The organism is Apilactobacillus apinorum, from assembly GCF_001281175.1.
Classification (GTDB): Bacteria; Bacillota; Bacilli; order Lactobacillales; family Lactobacillaceae; genus Apilactobacillus; species Apilactobacillus apinorum.
In genome coordinates, this window is the sequence record NZ_KQ440395.1 from 449,801 (window position 1) to 466,119 (window position 16,319).

The 16,319-nt window shown below is 34.1% G+C and carries 20 protein-coding genes and 1 other RNA gene; 19 read left to right on the plus strand and 2 right to left on the minus strand.

Going from position 1 to position 16,319, the window contains the following annotated elements:
• Window positions 1-71: 71 nt before the first annotated feature.
• Window positions 72-299: a redoxin NrdH gene (locus tag RZ74_RS01730; RefSeq protein WP_034531908.1), complete on the minus strand. Its 228-nt coding sequence runs from the start codon at window positions 297-299 to the stop codon at window positions 72-74.
• Window positions 300-510: 211 nt separating this feature from the next.
• Here RZ74_RS01730 and RZ74_RS01735 point away from each other — a divergent pair, with 211 nt between their 5' ends.
• The 16 genes from RZ74_RS01735 to tsaD all read left to right on the plus strand — a co-directional run bounded on the left by RZ74_RS01735 (window position 511) and on the right by tsaD (window position 11,458).
• A complete protein-coding gene (locus RZ74_RS01735; RefSeq protein WP_053949732.1) occupies window positions 511-1,116 on the plus strand; it encodes a class I SAM-dependent methyltransferase in 606 nt (201 codons plus the stop codon).
• Window positions 1,109-1,612: a tRNA adenosine(34) deaminase TadA gene (gene tadA, locus RZ74_RS01740; protein ID WP_053949733.1), complete on the plus strand. Its 504-nt coding sequence runs from the start codon at window positions 1,109-1,111 to the stop codon at window positions 1,610-1,612. Before RZ74_RS01735 ends, tadA begins: the two co-directional genes overlap by 8 nt.
• A gap of 17 nt (window positions 1,613-1,629) precedes the next feature.
• Window positions 1,630-1,726, plus strand: an RNA gene (gene ffs / locus RZ74_RS06855) — signal recognition particle sRNA small type.
• A gap of 122 nt (window positions 1,727-1,848) precedes the next feature.
• Window positions 1,849-3,654 (plus strand): DNA polymerase III subunit gamma/tau, encoded by a 1,806-nt coding sequence (gene dnaX / locus RZ74_RS01745; protein WP_053949734.1) that lies wholly within the window; start codon window positions 1,849-1,851, stop codon window positions 3,652-3,654.
• Window positions 3,655-3,669: 15 nt separating this feature from the next.
• Window positions 3,670-3,981, plus strand: coding sequence for a YbaB/EbfC family nucleoid-associated protein (locus tag RZ74_RS01750; protein WP_053949735.1), 312 nt, complete (start codon window positions 3,670-3,672; stop codon window positions 3,979-3,981).
• Window positions 3,982-4,003: 22 nt separating this feature from the next.
• A complete protein-coding gene (recR, locus tag RZ74_RS01755; protein WP_053949736.1) occupies window positions 4,004-4,603 on the plus strand; it encodes a recombination mediator RecR in 600 nt (199 codons plus the stop codon).
• 14 nt (window positions 4,604-4,617) lie between these two features.
• A complete protein-coding gene (locus RZ74_RS01760; RefSeq protein WP_053949737.1) occupies window positions 4,618-4,866 on the plus strand; it encodes a YaaL family protein in 249 nt (82 codons plus the stop codon).
• A 107-nt stretch (window positions 4,867-4,973) separates the two neighbouring features.
• On the plus strand, window positions 4,974-5,618 hold the full coding sequence (tmk, locus tag RZ74_RS01765; RefSeq protein ID WP_053949738.1) for a dTMP kinase: 645 nt from the start codon (window positions 4,974-4,976) through the stop codon (window positions 5,616-5,618).
• Window positions 5,619-5,631: 13 nt separating this feature from the next.
• Entirely contained in the window at window positions 5,632-5,958 is a 327-nt protein-coding gene (locus RZ74_RS01770) for a cyclic-di-AMP receptor (protein WP_053949739.1), read from the plus strand.
• A 12-nt stretch (window positions 5,959-5,970) separates the two neighbouring features.
• The gene (gene holB / locus RZ74_RS01775) at window positions 5,971-6,981 is read left to right on the plus strand and encodes a DNA polymerase III subunit delta' (protein WP_053949740.1); all 1,011 of its coding nucleotides are present in this window, start codon (window positions 5,971-5,973) and stop codon (window positions 6,979-6,981) included.
• A 15-nt stretch (window positions 6,982-6,996) separates the two neighbouring features.
• A complete protein-coding gene (locus RZ74_RS01780) occupies window positions 6,997-7,338 on the plus strand; it encodes a DNA replication initiation control protein YabA (protein WP_053949741.1) in 342 nt (113 codons plus the stop codon).
• Between the two features lie 15 nt (window positions 7,339-7,353).
• Window positions 7,354-8,232: a 16S rRNA (cytidine(1402)-2'-O)-methyltransferase gene (rsmI, locus tag RZ74_RS01785; protein ID WP_053949742.1), complete on the plus strand. Its 879-nt coding sequence runs from the start codon at window positions 7,354-7,356 to the stop codon at window positions 8,230-8,232.
• Between the two features lie 14 nt (window positions 8,233-8,246).
• Window positions 8,247-8,996 (plus strand): acyl-[acyl-carrier-protein] thioesterase, encoded by a 750-nt coding sequence (locus tag RZ74_RS01790; protein ID WP_053949743.1) that lies wholly within the window; start codon window positions 8,247-8,249, stop codon window positions 8,994-8,996.
• 112 nt (window positions 8,997-9,108) lie between these two features.
• Window positions 9,109-9,837: a tRNA (adenosine(37)-N6)-threonylcarbamoyltransferase complex dimerization subunit type 1 TsaB gene (tsaB, locus tag RZ74_RS01795; RefSeq protein ID WP_053949744.1), complete on the plus strand. Its 729-nt coding sequence runs from the start codon at window positions 9,109-9,111 to the stop codon at window positions 9,835-9,837.
• The gene (gene rimI / locus RZ74_RS01800; RefSeq protein WP_053949745.1) at window positions 9,818-10,417 is read left to right on the plus strand and encodes a ribosomal protein S18-alanine N-acetyltransferase; all 600 of its coding nucleotides are present in this window, start codon (window positions 9,818-9,820) and stop codon (window positions 10,415-10,417) included. The genes tsaB and rimI overlap by 20 nt, the downstream gene beginning before the upstream one ends.
• A gap of 36 nt (window positions 10,418-10,453) precedes the next feature.
• Entirely contained in the window at window positions 10,454-11,458 is a 1,005-nt protein-coding gene (gene tsaD, locus RZ74_RS01805; RefSeq protein WP_053949919.1) for a tRNA (adenosine(37)-N6)-threonylcarbamoyltransferase complex transferase subunit TsaD, read from the plus strand.
• Between the two features lie 31 nt (window positions 11,459-11,489).
• Here tsaD and RZ74_RS01810 read toward each other — a convergent pair whose 3' ends face one another.
• A complete protein-coding gene (locus tag RZ74_RS01810) occupies window positions 11,490-13,439 on the minus strand; it encodes an ABC-F family ATP-binding cassette domain-containing protein (RefSeq protein ID WP_053949746.1) in 1,950 nt (649 codons plus the stop codon).
• Window positions 13,440-13,609: 170 nt separating this feature from the next.
• Here RZ74_RS01810 and RZ74_RS01815 point away from each other — a divergent pair, with 170 nt between their 5' ends.
• The 3 genes from RZ74_RS01815 (at window position 13,610) to groL (ending at window position 16,306) form a co-directional block, all read left to right on the plus strand.
• Window positions 13,610-14,242 carry a redox-sensing transcriptional repressor Rex gene (locus tag RZ74_RS01815; RefSeq protein ID WP_263505235.1) on the plus strand — a complete coding sequence of 211 codons (633 nt, stop codon included), beginning with the start codon at window positions 13,610-13,612 and terminating at the stop codon, window positions 14,240-14,242.
• A 143-nt stretch (window positions 14,243-14,385) separates the two neighbouring features.
• Window positions 14,386-14,670 carry a co-chaperone GroES gene (gene groES, locus RZ74_RS01820; RefSeq protein ID WP_053949748.1) on the plus strand — a complete coding sequence of 95 codons (285 nt, stop codon included), beginning with the start codon at window positions 14,386-14,388 and terminating at the stop codon, window positions 14,668-14,670.
• Window positions 14,671-14,692: 22 nt separating this feature from the next.
• Window positions 14,693-16,306 carry a chaperonin GroEL gene (groL, locus tag RZ74_RS01825; protein WP_053949749.1) on the plus strand — a complete coding sequence of 538 codons (1,614 nt, stop codon included), beginning with the start codon at window positions 14,693-14,695 and terminating at the stop codon, window positions 16,304-16,306.
• Window positions 16,307-16,319 lie beyond the last annotated feature (13 nt).

The window sequence follows — 16,319 nt, forward strand, 5'->3', positions numbered from 1 at the left end:
AATATGGCGAGACCATTAGCGGTTTCGCCAAAAATTACTTTTTATATTATAATGAATAATACGAAATTAAATTAAGCAAGTTGGCTTAATTGATCTGGTCTAAAACCTGAAATTGAGTCAATACCATCAGCTTCAACAACTGGTAATGACATAAAACCTTTTGATTTTAAGTATGATACGTATTCTGGTTCTTCATTGATGTTTCTTTCGATAAAATCGATATCGTGTTCGCTTAAAAAGCGCTTTGTCATTTTGCATTGCATACAATTGTTTTTTGAATATACAGTAACTTGTGCCATGTGTATTGCTCCCTTTCTGTTGACGAATATGTATTTCTTTTAAACGAAATATGTATTCCTTTTTCTCTTAATTTATATATAAAAGTTTACACCAGAAAAGAAAAAAATCAAATAAAAAAACACCATATTTAGTGTTGAAAATGTTTACAATCTACTAGATACAGTGTGTTAGAGAATTTTAAAAATTTTTAATTTAAGGATCTGATTTCAAATGAACGAATTTTATTATACACCAAATCCAAACGTTGTCCATGAACTTCACACATGGAATTTTAATTTGTTAGGAAACAATTTAACCTTCACGACCGACAATGGCGTGTTCTCTAAGCGAACAGTAGACTTCGGTTCTAAAACATTAGTTGAAAGTGTAAATATGGAAAAAATCCCCGATGGAAATGTATTAGATTTGGGATGTGGATATGGTCCAATGGCAATTGCTTTAGCTAAGCATCACCAAGATAGAGTGTTTGAAATGGTTGATGTAAATAATTTAGCATTAGAATTAGCTGTTAAAAACGCTGAACAAAATCATGTTTCTAACGTAAAAATTCATAATTCTAATATTTATGAAACAGTTGAAGACAAGTTTGCTGCCATCATTACTAATCCACCAGTAAGAGCCGGAAAAGATGTTGTTGACGGCATGATTGAAGGAGCGGTATCTCATTTAGTGCCAAATGGAACACTAACTGTAGTTTTACAAAAGAAGCAAGGGGCACCATCAGCTAAAAAATTAATGACATCATTATTTGGTAACTGTGAAATCATTAAAAAGAATAAGGGATACTATATCTTGGAAAGTGTTTACAATGGATAATTCAGCGGAAAAATACATGCAAGAGGCATTATTTGAAGCCAAGAAAGCATACTTAATTGATGAAGTGCCAATTGGCGCGATTGTTGTGCATAATGGCAAAATCATCGGTAGAGGTCATAACTTAAGAGAGCATAGTAATGTTGCTATGGACCATGCAGAAGTGATTGCAATTGATGAGGCTTGTCGTTATCTAGGTAGTTGGCGATTGGAAGATTGCGATTTATATGTGACAATTGAACCTTGCTTAATGTGTGCTGGAACGATTATTAATTCACGAATTAAAAGAGTTTTTTATGGTGCTGACGATACAAAAGCGGGAGCAGCTAAAAGTTTGTATCAAGTTTTTGCTGATGATAGATTAAACCATCAGGTGGAATTACATTCAGGAATTATCAACACAGAATGTAGCAATATAATGAAGAGTTTCTTTAAAATGAAAAGAAAGAAACGAAAAGAACAAAGGAAAAAATTAAACTTGAAAAAAGTTTTTCAATAAGTTAATATTATTAATGCCGTAAGGCCTGGAAGCAAAGTTGTGTTTACGAACCGTGTCAGATCCGAAAGGAAGCAGCACTAAGTATTCTACGCTTGTGCTTCTTGTTTTTTATACAAATAAACTCTTAGTCAAATCTTGGCTAAGAGGTTTTTTTATTTTAAGGGAAAACGATAATGGAATAATTCATCGATAGAATATATAATATATATAACTAGTTTTATGAAAGGGAGTTTTCCATGAGTTATCAAGCTTTATACCGTGTATGGAGACCGCAACGTTTTGATGATGTGATTGGACAAGATGTAATCACAACTACATTAAAGAATGCGATTATCACCAATCAATTGAGTCATGCTTATTTATTTGCAGGTCCTAGGGGAACTGGAAAAACTTCCGACGCTAAGATTTTAGCGAAGGCAATTAATTGTCCTAATCAAAAAGATGGAGAACCTTGTAATGAGTGTGAGATTTGTCAAAGCATTACTAATGGAACATTGAATGATGTTATCGAAATCGATGCCGCATCCAATAATGGGGTTGAAGAAATTAGAGATGTTAGAGACAAAGCGAAATATGCACCAACACAAGCTACTTACAAAGTTTATATTATTGATGAAGTTCATATGCTTTCTACCGGAGCTTTTAATGCACTTCTAAAGACATTAGAAGAACCACCAGCACATGTTATCTTCATCTTGGCAACTACAGAACCACAAAAGATTCCCGCTACAATTATTTCTCGTGTTCAAAGATTTGATTTCAAACGAATCACGTCTCAAGATATTCTATCTAGAATGGAATTTATCCTGAACGAAAAAGGCATTGAATATGATGATCAAGCACTTAGAGTGATTGCAAAGTCTGCTGAAGGTGGGATGCGTGATGCGCTAAGTATCTTGGATCAAGTTTTATCATTTGGTTTTGATAAGGTGACATATGATAATGCGCTTCAAGTAACTGGAAGTGTGACCAAGTCACTGCTCGCCCAATATCTTAACAATGCTGTAAAACATGATGTTCAAGCAGCCTTATCTAATGTGCGTGAAATGTTAGATTCAGGAAAAGATGCAGAACGTTTTATTGAAGATTTAATTAAGTATTGCCAAGATATTCTGTTGTATCAACAATCACCAGAAATGGTTGAAGAAGTCGAATTAGGGGTTATTGATGATAACTTTAAGGCGTTAACAGAATCAATTGATGCATCAACTATCTATCAAATGATTGTTGATTTGAATGATATTCAAAATCAAATGAAATACACAATGCATCCAGACGTTTACCTAGATGTGTTAACAGTTAAATTGGCATCTACTCAAGCACAACCAGCTACTAACGTTACTTCTGCATCAAGTAGTCAAAACGTAGAAAACAACGTGGACATAGCTGATAACTCAACGATTCGTGCGCTAAAAGATCAAATTAATTCTTTGCAAAAACAAGTGGAGGAATTAACTAAAAATGGTGTTCAAGTAAAGGCTGAATCCTCTAAACCAGTTGAAAAGCCAAAACGTTCAACTAATAGAAACAATGCTAGATCTACTGGGAAAGTTAATGTTACCAAGATTTATCCAATTTTGGATAACGCCACCAGAGAAGATTTGAATAATGTTAAAAATATTTGGGATGAACTTTTAGGAGAACTAGACGTCACACAACGTGCACTTATGAAAGTTTCTAAACCAGTTGCAGCAAGTCATGACGGAATTGTTGTCTCATTTGAATATGCGTTCTTATTCCAAAAAGCTAGCAATGATCAAAAATTACTTGACGATTTATCCAACGGACTAGATCGTATATTACACAATATTCCTGATTTTATTTTCATTCCTTCTGACCAATGGCCAGAAATTAGAAAAGGTTATATTGTCGCTCAAAAGAATGGTGGTAGAGAAGTAAAATCACCAAACCTTGATTCTAGTGTTGAAAATCCAGGTGAAAACGATGATAATAATATTGAAAAATCAGAAGAAAATTCTAAATTAGTAAAACAAGCAACACAATTATTCGGTGAAGAAATAATTGATGTTAAAGATGATTAAGGAGATGGATTAATTATGATGAATGGTATGAACATGGGAAAAATGATGAAACAAGTTAAGCAACTACAAAAACAAATGGGTGCTGAACAAGAACAAATCAACAACAGTGAATTTGTTGGTAAGGCTCCTGAAGATATGGTAGTTGTTACTTTCTCAGGTGATCGTAAGATGAAAGACATGAAGATTAAGCCAGAAGCAATCGATCCTGAAGATCCAGATATGGTTTCAGACTTAGTAATTAGTGCCGTAAATGATGCGTTATCACAAATTGAAAAGAAAACTCAAGATTCATTAGGTAAATACACTAAGGGAATCCCTGGAATGTAATAAAAAATAAAGAAGGTTAATTATGCAATATCCTGAACCAATTGCTAAGTTGATCGACAGTTTTATGCGTCTACCAGGAATTGGTCATAAAACTGCAATCAGATTGGCATACTTTGTTGTTGATATGAACAAAGATGATGTTAAGAAATTCTCAGATGCATTGGATGAAACTAAGGACAAGCTAATGTATTGCTCAACCTGTGGTAATTTAACCGATGAAGATCCATGTGTAATATGTCGTGATAGTACTAGAGATAAATCAACAGTATTAGTTGTGGAACAACCAAGAGATATTATGGTGATGGAAAAGATGAAGGATTATCATGGCTTATATCACGTTTTAAATGGGGTTTTATCTCCAATCGAAGGTAAAGGTCCAGATGAATTAAACATCAAACAGTTAATTCAACGTTTACAAGGTGATGAGGGCATTAAAGAAATCATTATTGCAACCAATGCCACTCCTGAAGGAGAAGCGACGGCGATGTATCTATCACGTTTAATCAAACCTGCAGGAATTAAGGTAACAAGATTAGCTCATGGCTTATCTGTTGGTAGTGATATTGAATATGCTGATGAAATGACATTATCTAGAGCTGTTTCTGGAAGAACAGAAATGTAGGAGTAGTGATTTATATGTTTGGATTTAGAAGATTTCCACATAACGTTGGTCAACAATATGACGAATTTTTGTTAGACTCTATTGATCGTGCTAAGTATCAATGGGATCACGCAATCGAAACAGAAGAAGCAATTTTCGAAGTTGATGGAGAAATTGTTGCTCAAACAAGACTAGCTCGTGAAAAATATTTATTTTTATATCGAGAAGCAAGAGAAAGAAAAGTTTCCAATAATCGTATTCAATCTTCAGTTATTGATTACTAAAAAGGTGTCTTTATTCTTTGGAATAAGACACTTTTTATTTATTGTTAATTTGTTGAAAATGTTAAATTAAAGTACAATAATGTATAAAGATGAAAGTAGGGGTAGATATGGCTGGCAAGTTTATAACATTTGAAGGTACCGATGGAGCTGGAAAGACAACCATTTTAAACATGGTATTGGAGTATTTAAAGGATACTATGGGTGATCAACTAGTAACTAGTCGTGAACCGGGTGGAAATCCAATTGCTGAAAGTATTCGAGAAGTTATTTTGGATCGTCAGAATATCGAAATGGATAAAAGAACGGAGGCGTTATTATACGCAGCTGCCCGAAGACAAAATATTGAACAAACCGTTAAGCCCGCAATTGCAGCTAATAAGTTAGTAATTTGTGATCGCTATTTAGATAGTTCAATTGCTTATCAAGGTGGTGGCCGACAAATTGGTGAAAAAGAAATTTATGAAATGAACCAATTTGCCACCGAAGGTTTTTTACCAGATTTAACGATTTACTTTAATCTTCCGGTTGAAGAAGGATTAAAGCGAATTGCCCAAAATCGGAATGAGAATGACATTGATAGATTGGATGTAGAAACGATTGATTTTCATAATCGTGTCTATGATGCATATCAGAGATTGGCTAAACAACAACCTGAAAGAATTAAATCTGTGGATGCAACTCAATCAATTGATGCCGTTTATCAAAATGTTTTAGAAATTTTGCAACCATATTTAGAAGAATTTAAAAAATAGGGACGTGATTTCAGTGAAACTTTTAATTGTAATTGTACAAAACAAAGATGCTAACAAACTTCAAAATGCCTTCGCTAAAAACGATGTGCAACAAACTAAGCTTTCAACAACTGGTGGATTTTTGAAATCCGGAAATACTACCTTTATGATTGGAATTGAAGATGAAAGAGTCAGTGATGTTTTAGACATCATTAAGAAAGTATCAAGTAAACGTGAACAATACATGACACCGCCTGTAAACTTAGATGGTGGGGTTTCTGATTCATCATATCCAGTAAAAATTGAAGTTGGTGGCGCAACTGTAATGGAAATGCCAATGGATAATTTTTATAGATTCTAGTGGGGGTCAATAATGACACAAAACCAAGTAATCACTGAAACAGATATTAAGCAAAAAGATTTAATGGATAATTTTTTGCGTGTTATAAAACAAAATGAATTATCACATTCGTATCTATTTAGTGGTGAAGAAGGTGTAGGAAAGTTATCGCTAGCTTTATTCATAACAATGAGAATGTTTTGTCAGAATTTAACTAGTGAATCAATGCCTTGTGGAGAATGCGATGAATGTCGTAGAATCACTGATTTACAACATCCAGATGTGATTGTTATCAAACCAGATGGATTAAGCATTAAAGTCGACCAAATCAGATATTTAAAATCTGAATTCTCCAAAAGTGGTTTGGAAGGTAACCAAAAGTTCTTCATTATTTGTGATGCCGAAAAGATGACGACTGGAGCTGCAAACAGTTTATTGAAGTTCATCGAAGAACCAATGGGTAATGTTGTATCTTTCCTACTAACAACAAATCGTAATTTAATATTGCCAACAATTATTTCTAGGACACAGGTAGTAGAGCTAAATTCACTAAGTCGAAGTGATTTTGAAGCGGAATTAGCGAAATTATCAGTAACGCCTAGTCAATATAAGTTGCTCAGTCGCTTGACTAATAGAATCTCAACAGTGCAAGAATGGCAGGAAGACGAATGGCTAGCTCATAGTATTTCTGCTGTTAGTCACTGGTTCAATTTAATTGTAGACAATGATATTACTGCGTTTGCTGCAATTAAAACTAACGTAATGTCATTGGCAAGTGATAATAGTAAAAAACAAGTGATTATTAATATGTTATTATCTATTTTTGAGGATGTTTTGGATGCTAAATTTACTAGTGAACATAATTTTAACTTTCCAAAACAGGCTGATAGCATTAAGAAGTTAGCTAATCATGTTAACAAATCACAGTTGATTCAAATATTAGAAGAATTATTAAGCTGTAATAAATTGATGGCGATAAATGTTAGTTATAAAAATATTTTAGAAGCAACCACATTAAAAATAATGCGAATATTAAATAGTTAATTGGGGTGAATTTGTTTGGATAAAAGAGAAATTTATGATGGCTTAAAGAATATGGAAACACAAACTCAATTAATGTTAGATAAATTTACTGAATTACGAGAAGCATTAACTGAAGTAATGGAAGAAAATGCTGAACTTAGAATTGAAAATCAACATCTTCGTGAGTTTATTGATGAACAAAAGCCTAGTAACGTTGAATCAGATTCAAATAGTAGTAATTCTAACCGTCTTTCAAATTCTAGAAAGAATCTAGAAAACCTATTTAATGAAGGTTTTCATGTATGTACAGAATTTTATGGAACTCATCGAGGAGATAGCGAAAGCTGCATTTTCTGTAATGAAATTTTAAACCGATAGTATGGAGGTATCTCAGTGCAAGAACAACATAGTTTTACTGCCAATCAAAATCAAGGTAGTTTATATTTAGTTCCAACACCAATTGGAAATTTAGAAGATATGACCTTTCGGGCAATTAAGACTTTAAAAGAAGTTGATTTAATTGCTGCTGAGAATCCCAGTCATACTCAACAATTGCTAAATCATTTTGAAATTGATACTAAAAAGATTAGTTTTAGAGAAGATAACAAAGACTATCGAATCGATGAAATTATTAATAATCTACAATCTGGATTAAATGTTGCTCAAGTTAGCGATGCAGGGATGCCATCAATTAGTGATCCTGGACAAGAATTAGTTAAGGCTTGTGTTGAACAACATATTAACGTAATTCCGTTACCTGGTGCGAACGCTGGACTAACAGCGCTAATTGCGTCTGGATTAATGCCACAACCATTTTACTTCTTTGGATTTTTAAATCGAAAGAACAGTGAACAAATTACTGAACTAGAAGAGTTAAACAAACATACAGAGACTTTAATTTTTTACGAAGCACCTCATCGTTTGAATAAAACATTAAAGAACATGCAAAAAGTATTCGGTGAAAATAGACAAGCTGTGCTATGTCGCGAATTAACTAAAAAGTTTGAAGAATTCGATCGTGGTAGTTTAAGTGAACTAATTCAATGGACCGAAGACAATCAAGTCCGTGGCGAATTTGTTGTCATTGTTGATGGAAATGATAAGGCTAATGAACAAGCTGAAGAAGATGATCAATTAGCTGGTTTATCAATCAAAGAACAGGTTGATTATTTCATTTCTGATGGGATGAAAACCAATGCATCAATTAAGGAAGTAGCCAAACTACATCAAGTCAAAAAACAAGAAATTTATAATATTTACCATGAAATATAGGGGTGTAGACGAACATGGAACCAACAGTTTTTAGCGAAAAACATCGAGTTACATATTACGAAGCTGATTTTACTAGAAGAATGACAATTGCGATGATGCTAGATGTTATTATCTTAGCTTCTGAAGACCATAGTGATGAACTAGGTGTTGGCGCTGAATTTGTGCGTCAATTTGGTGTAACCTGGGTAGTTATTCAATACGATGTGCATATCAATAGAATGCCAACAGTGGATGAAGTAATTACTATTAACACCAAATCTAAGTCATACAACAAATACTTTGCTTACCGTGAATTTACTATTACGGATGAACAAGGCAATGAGTTAATGAATATGACTGGGCTATGGGCAGCAATGAACTATAAGGAACGTAAGATTGCTTCAATTCCAAAGGAAACTGTGGAACCCTTTGGTGCTGAAAAAGTAAATCAAGTTCCTAAGATGCCAAAACCTAAGAAAATTGATTTTGATTCAGCTGATAAACAAACATTTACAGTTAGATATACCGATATTGATTCTAACCAACATGTTAACAATGCCCATTACATGGATTGGATGGTAAACGTGTTACCAGCGGAATTTTTGACCAATCATACACCAACTGGATTCTTATTAAGATATGAAAACGAAGTTAAGTATGGTTCCAATGTTGATAGTTATTACAACTTGGATAAATTAGAAGATGGAACGATTATGACCAGACATGAAATCATGAGTGGGGATAGTCATTCTGCAATCGCAAACATTACTTGGCGAGAAAATTAATAAATATTGATAGGTGACTTCATTTTTACTATGGAGTCACCTATTTTTTTGTTATAATTTACCATAGAATTATTCGAACACTATAAAAGTTATTGGGGAGACGAAAAAACGGATGAAAGTATTGGCTTTAGACACATCCAATAAACAATTAACCGTTGCGATATTAGATGATGATCAAATTTTAGCAACTGAAACAACTACCGTTCATCAAAAACATGCGGAATATTTATTACCAATTATTGATGAATTAGTACGAAAGACAGATTTAAAACCAACTGATTTGCAAAGAATTGTTGTGGCAACTGGTCCTGGATCATATACAGGAATTAGAATCGCGACTGCGACAGCTAAAACTTTAGCATTTACACTTGGAATTGAATTGGTAGGGGTTTCTAGTTTAGAAACTTTGGCGTTAAACGTCTCCAAAAAAGAAAGTCTTGTGATGCCAATTTTTGATGCCAGAAATAATAATGTATTTACTGGTTTGTATGAAATTAAAGATGATGGTGTTACAACAGTATTAGAAGACCGTCATACTGATTTTGATAAATGGTTAGATCAAATTGATAATGATGGCAAGAATGTATATGCAATCGGTGCAGACGCAAAGAATTTTGAAGAAGCACTTACCAATAAATTCGGTGATAAATTAGTTTTCATGGATAGCTTTGATAATTTACCTCAAGCAGCTAGACTGGGATTATACGGTCAAACTAAAGAACCAGTTAAAGATATTCATTCATTTGTTCCGAATTATTTAAGACTTACAAAAGCGGAATTAGATTGGCGAGAAAAACATCCGGGGGAAGAAGTTACTTCATATGTTGAAAAAGTTGATTAATTGGTATCAGACTAAATTCATGAATACCAAAAGATTATTAAAAAAAGAGCATTTAAATATTAAAAATCATATTGTTGATATCAATGGTGATAAATTCTATTTAGCAAAAGCAATGGTCACTGATATTCCAGAAATGGTGGGAATTGAACGAGACGTATATGATGGCGTTGCTCCATGGACGGAAGAAGCATTTATGCCAGAATTAAAACCACGTTTAGATCGTTTTTACTTACTATTACGTCAAAATGATCAATTGGTAGCTTTTATTGGTAGTTCTCTAAACGATAAAAAGCTAGATTGTCATATTTCGAATGTCGCGGTGGAACCAGACTTTCAAGATCGTGGATTAGGCTACTTTTTAGTTGCTAAAGTTATTAAAAAAGCGCGTCAATTAAATTACAAAACAGTCTCACTTGAGGTTAGAGTAAGTAACGTCAAGGCACAAAGATTGTATATGGATTTAGGCTTTAAAAAGATGGGCGTTAAAGAGAATTATTATGACGGTGATCACGAAGACGCTGTTGATATGGTATTAGATTTAAGTTTATACGAAACAATTCCCAATAATTATGGGATGTAAAAGAAATGAGGTCTTTTTGTGCAACCACATATAATTATGTCATTTGAATCTAGTTGTGATGAAACTAGTGTCGCAATTATTGAAGATGGTGAAAAAATATTATCAAACGTTGTTGCAACGCAAATTAATAGTCATAAGCGATTTGGTGGAGTTGTTCCAGAAGTAGCTAGTCGCCATCATATTGAAGAAATCACAATCTGTGTTGAAGATGCAATGAAACAAGCGAATGTTACCTATGATGATATTGACGCTATTGCAGTAACATACGGTCCTGGATTGGTTGGAGCATTATTGATTGGAGTAACCGCAGCCAAAACAATTGCGTGGGCTCATGATATTCCATTGATTCCAGTTAACCATATTGCTGGCCATATTTTAGCCAGTCGTTTTGTGACTAAAATTAATTACCCTGCGTTAGCACTAGTTGTTTCAGGTGGTCATACTGAGTTAGTCTTGATGAAAGAAGAAGGCGACTTTAAGATTATCGGAGAAACTAGGGATGATGCAGCTGGTGAAGCATATGATAAAGTAGGACGCGTATTAGGAATTAATTATCCTGCTGGTCCGAAAGTCGATGAAATGGCTGCTAAGGGAAAAGATACATTTAATTTCCCTCGCGCAATGGAAAAAGAAGATAACTTTGACTTTAGTTTTAGTGGATTAAAGAGTGCATTCTTAAATACTAATCATCACGCTGAACAAATTGGTGAAACTCTAGATCAAAATGATCTAGCTACTAGTTTCCAAAGTGCAGTCGTAGATGTTTTGGTTGATAAGACAAAGAAAGCGCTACAAGAATATCCAGTCTCACAATTGATATTAGCAGGTGGAGTGGCCGCTAATAACGGATTGAGAACTGCGTTAGGCAACGCAATTGATCAAATTGATACTACTGAATTAGTAAAGGTACCTAACAAACTTTGTGGTGATAATGCTGCAATGATTGGTGCTGCTGGTTATGTAATGGCAAAGAAAAATGTCTTTGCAGGGGTCGATTTAAATGCTGATCCTAGTCTAGAATTTGACTTATTAGATGAATAAAAAAAGATGAGGCAATTATGCCTCATCTTTTTTATTGTTCTAATTCAATCATTGCTTCTTCCCATTGGGCTTCAATGGATTCGATGTTTTGATTGGTTTCGTTTAATTGATTTTGTAGTTCATTTAATTTTTCGATGTCGTTAAGAACGTCTGGATTAACCATTTGATTTTCAATAGTTTCTTTATTGGATTGTGCTTCCTCTAGTTGACTTTCTAATGTTTCGACTAATCTTCTTAACTTTCTTTCTTGTTTTTGAGCTTCTTTATTAGCAAGAAAATCTTGTTGATTTTGTGATTTAACAGAAACGTCTTTTTTATCATCTTCAGCTGCTTGTTCAGCTTGTTGATGCTGTTGAATAGCTTCTTTTTCTTCTTTCTTTTCTACGTAGTAATCGTAGTTACCTAGATAAAGTTCGCTACCATCATTAGACAATTCAACAATTTGCGTTGCTAACTTATTGATGAAGTATCTATCATGAGAAACAAATAGGATGGTTCCGTCAAAATTGATTAATGCATTTTCTAAAACTTCTCGACTATCAATATCTAAATGGTTGGTAGGTTCATCTAGAATCAAAAAGTTATCATGATTCATGGCTAATTTAGTTAAGACTAGTCTAGCCTTTTCACCACCAGACAGATTACCGACAATTTTTTCAACATCATTACCAGAGAATAAAAAACTCCCTAAAATAGAACGAATTCTTTGCTCAGGGTAAGTAGGGTAGTCGTCCCAAATTTCATTTAAAACAGTTTTATTAGAACTTAGATTATCTAGATGTTGATCATAGTATCCTACTTGAACACCGGTACCACGGTTTATTTCACCATCGATTAGTGGCAATTTATTCATGATGGTTTTTAGCAGTGTCGATTTTCCCACACCGTTAGGACCAATTAAAGCCATTGCTTGATTTCTTTTAACGTCTAAATTTATGTTTGATGAAAGAATATGATGATCATATCCAATCGAAGCATCATCAACTTTTAAGACGACATTACCACTTTGCTTTTCAGGAGTGAAAGTTAGTTTAGCACTTTTATCGTCTCTGATAGGGGTGCTAATTTTATCCATCTTTTCTAACTGACTTCTCCTGGATTGAGCACGTTTAGTGGTTGATGCACGAACAATATTTTTGTCAACGAAATCCTGCATTTCTTTGATTTTCTTTTGTTGTTTTTCATATTCTTTTAGTTGGTGCTGGTAATTTAACTTCTTTTGTTCAACGTAATTCGAATAATTACCGACATAATGAGTCATTTTACCTTGGCTTAAGTCGTAGACTTCGTCGACTATTTTGTCCATGAAGTAACGGTCATGGGAAATGATTAGAAGTGCACCGTGATAAGAGTTCAAGTAGTCTTCTAACCAACTAATTGTTTTAACATCAATGTGGTTAGTAGGTTCATCTAAAATTAGTAAATCTTTTCTTTGTAATAACAATTTTGCCATTGCTAATTGGGTTTGTTGTCCACCGGATAACTCACTAATTTTATGGTTATATGAATCTTCACCAAAACCAAAACCATTTAAGACAGCTTTGATTTCAGCTTGATATGAAAAACCATTTTGAGCTGCAAAGTCAGCTTGCATTTGATCATATGTTTTAGTAACTTCAGCTAATTTAGCGGGGTCACTATTAATTGTTGAATCAGCCATTTTAAGTTCATATTCGTGAATTTTATTTTCTAATTCAATTAAGTCTGCGAAGACACTAGTCATTTCTTCTATAATCGTTAAATCAGATTTCAAACCAGTGTTTTGCGCTAAGTAACCAATAGTAATTCCTTTTTTGGTGGTCACTTCACCATCATCGATGATTTCGTCGCCTAAGATCATTTTCACTAAGGTTGATTTTCCAGCACCGTTACGACCAACTAGCGCTACTTTACTATTTTCTTCGATGCTTAAATTAACGCTTGTGAAAAGATCTTCACCACCAAAACGTTTGGTTAATTTATTTGCTTGTAAAATAATCATTTATTTCACCTCCGATATTCCCTTTTTTATCAATAATACTAACTATTTTAGCATAAAAATCGGATGAATTTGAAACGGAAAGTCTTTTTTTAAAAGATGATAATTATTTCACAAACTTTGTTTTTATGATAAAATACATAAATGTTACGAAAGATTCGGGAGGGAACAATTTGGACATTAAAATTCCTAGGGCAACAGCGAAAAGGTTGCCTATGTATTACCGATACCTAAGCGGTTTACATGATGCCAAAATTAAAAGAATATCATCTAGTACGTTTGCTGAAGCGGTTCAAGTTGATTCTGCAACCATTAGAAGAGATTTATCATACTTTGGAGCTTTAGGTAAAAGAGGATACGGTTACGAAGTAGATAATTTATTAGACTTCTTCAAGAAGATTTTAAATCAAGATCATTTAACTAACGTTGCTTTAGTTGGATTAGGTAATTTAGGACAAGCTTTATTACGTTTCAACTTTCACAAAGATAGTAATGTTAGAATTTCAGCTGCATTTGATATTCATGACGACATGATTAATACCGTCCAAAGTGGAGTACCGGTTTATGATGTCCATGATTTACAAGAACAACTAAGAGATCAACAAATTGAAGTTGTTATCTTTACCGTTCCAGCCACAGTAGTTCAAGAACTATGTGACGAAGCGGTTAAGGGTGGCGCTAAGGGAATTATGAACTTTACTTCAAAACGTTTATCTGTTCCACAAAATGTTAGAATTCAAAACGTTGATTTAACAAATGAACTTCAAACTTTAATTTACTTCATTGAACACTATGAAGGATCATAAAAAATGATGACCAATTGGTCATCATTTTTTTGTTTTATCGAGAGATAATTCTTGCAACGAGAAATAAAAAATAATATATTATTTATAGACTTTAGCACTTTTAACAAAAGAGTGCTAAAAAAGAATTTATGGGGGCTAGGATAATGTTAAAACCATTAGGCGATCGTGTTATTGTTGAAGCACAAGAAGCTAAAGAAGAAACTATCGGAGGCATTGTGTTAGCAAACAACGCTAAAGAAAAACCACAAACAGGTGTAGTCGTAGCAGTTGGTAGAGGTCACGTTTTACAAACTGGAGAAACAATTAAACCAGAAGTTAAAAAGGGTGACACAGTCGTTTACGATAAGTACGCAGGTACTTCAGTAGAAGACGGCGACAAGACTTACCTAGTATTAAAATCAAATGATATTTTAGCAATCGTTGAATAATTAATTAATGGGGTGAAAAAATATGGCTAAGGAAGTAAAATTTGCAGAAGACGCAAGACATTCAATGCTAAAAGGTGTTGATAAACTTGCTAATACAGTAAAAACAACATTAGGACCAAAAGGTAGAAACGTTGTTGTTGAACAATCATTAGGAACACCAACTATTACAAATGATGGTGTAACTATTGCTAAATCAATCGAACTACCTGATCACTTTGAAAACATGGGAGCTAAATTAGTTTCAGAAGTAGCATCAAAAACTGATGATATTGCAGGTGATGGTACTACTACTGCTACTGTTTTAACTCAAGCAATCGTTAACGAAGGAATGAAAAACGTTACTGCAGGTGCTAACCCAGTTGGTGTTAGACGTGGTATTGAAAAGGCAACTGAAGTAGCTGTAGAAAAGCTACACAAGATGTCTAACGAAATTAAGAGTAAGAAGGATATTGCACAAATTGCTTCTATCTCTGCTGCTAATCCAGAAGTTGGTGAATTGATTGCCGATGCAATGGAAAAGGTAGGTAACGATGGTGTTATTACCGTTGAAGATTCACGTGGTGTTAACACTACTATGGATGTAGTTGAAGGAATGCAATTTGATCGTGGTTACATGTCACAATACATGGTAACTGATAACGACAAGATGCAAGCTGACCTAGACAACCCTTACATTTTAATTACTGACAAGAAGATTAATAATATTCAAGAAATTTTACCAGTGCTACAATCAGTTGTTGAACAAGGTCGTTCACTATTAATTATTGCTGATGATATTGGTGGAGAAGCTCTTCCAACATTGGTATTAAACAAGATGCGTGGTACTTTCAACGTAGTTGCAGTTAAAGCTCCTGGTTTTGGTGATCGTCGTAAGGCACAACTACAAGACATCGCCGTTTTAACTGGTGCTACAGTTATCACTGATGATTTAGGCTTGAACCTAAAGGACGTTACAATTGATCAATTAGGTCAATCAAACAAGATTAACGTTACTAAAGACGATACCACTATCGTTCAAGGTGCCGGTGACAAAGAACAATTAGCTGCTAGAGTTGCAGAAATCAAGTCACAATTAGAAACAACTACTTCTGAATTTGACCGTGATAAGCTACGTGAAAGATTAGCTAAATTAGCTGGTGGAGTTGCAGTTATCCGTGTTGGTGCTGCCACAGAAACTGAACTAAAAGAACGTAAATACAGAATTGAAGATGCACTGAACTCAACTAGAGCTGCCGTAGAAGAAGGTTTTGTTCCTGGTGGGGGAACTGCATTTATCAATATTCTAAAAGACCTAGAAGAAATTCCTGCTGAAGGCGATGAAAAGACAGGGGTTAACATTGTACTTCGTGCATTAGAAGCTCCAGTTAGACAAATCGCCCACAACGCTGGAATTGATGGTTCAATCGTTGTTGAACATCTAAAGAGTGAACCAATGGGTGTTGGTTACAATGCTGCTACTGGTGAATACGAAGACATGGTTAAAGCCGGTGTTGTTGATCCAACCAAGGTTTCTAGATCAGCTCTTCAAAACGCTGCTTCAGTATCTGCATTATTATTAACTACAGAAGCTGTTGTTGCTAAATTACCAGAAGAAAACAAAGATCCAATGAACCCTGGTATGAACCCAATGATGTAATAAAAAAGGATTC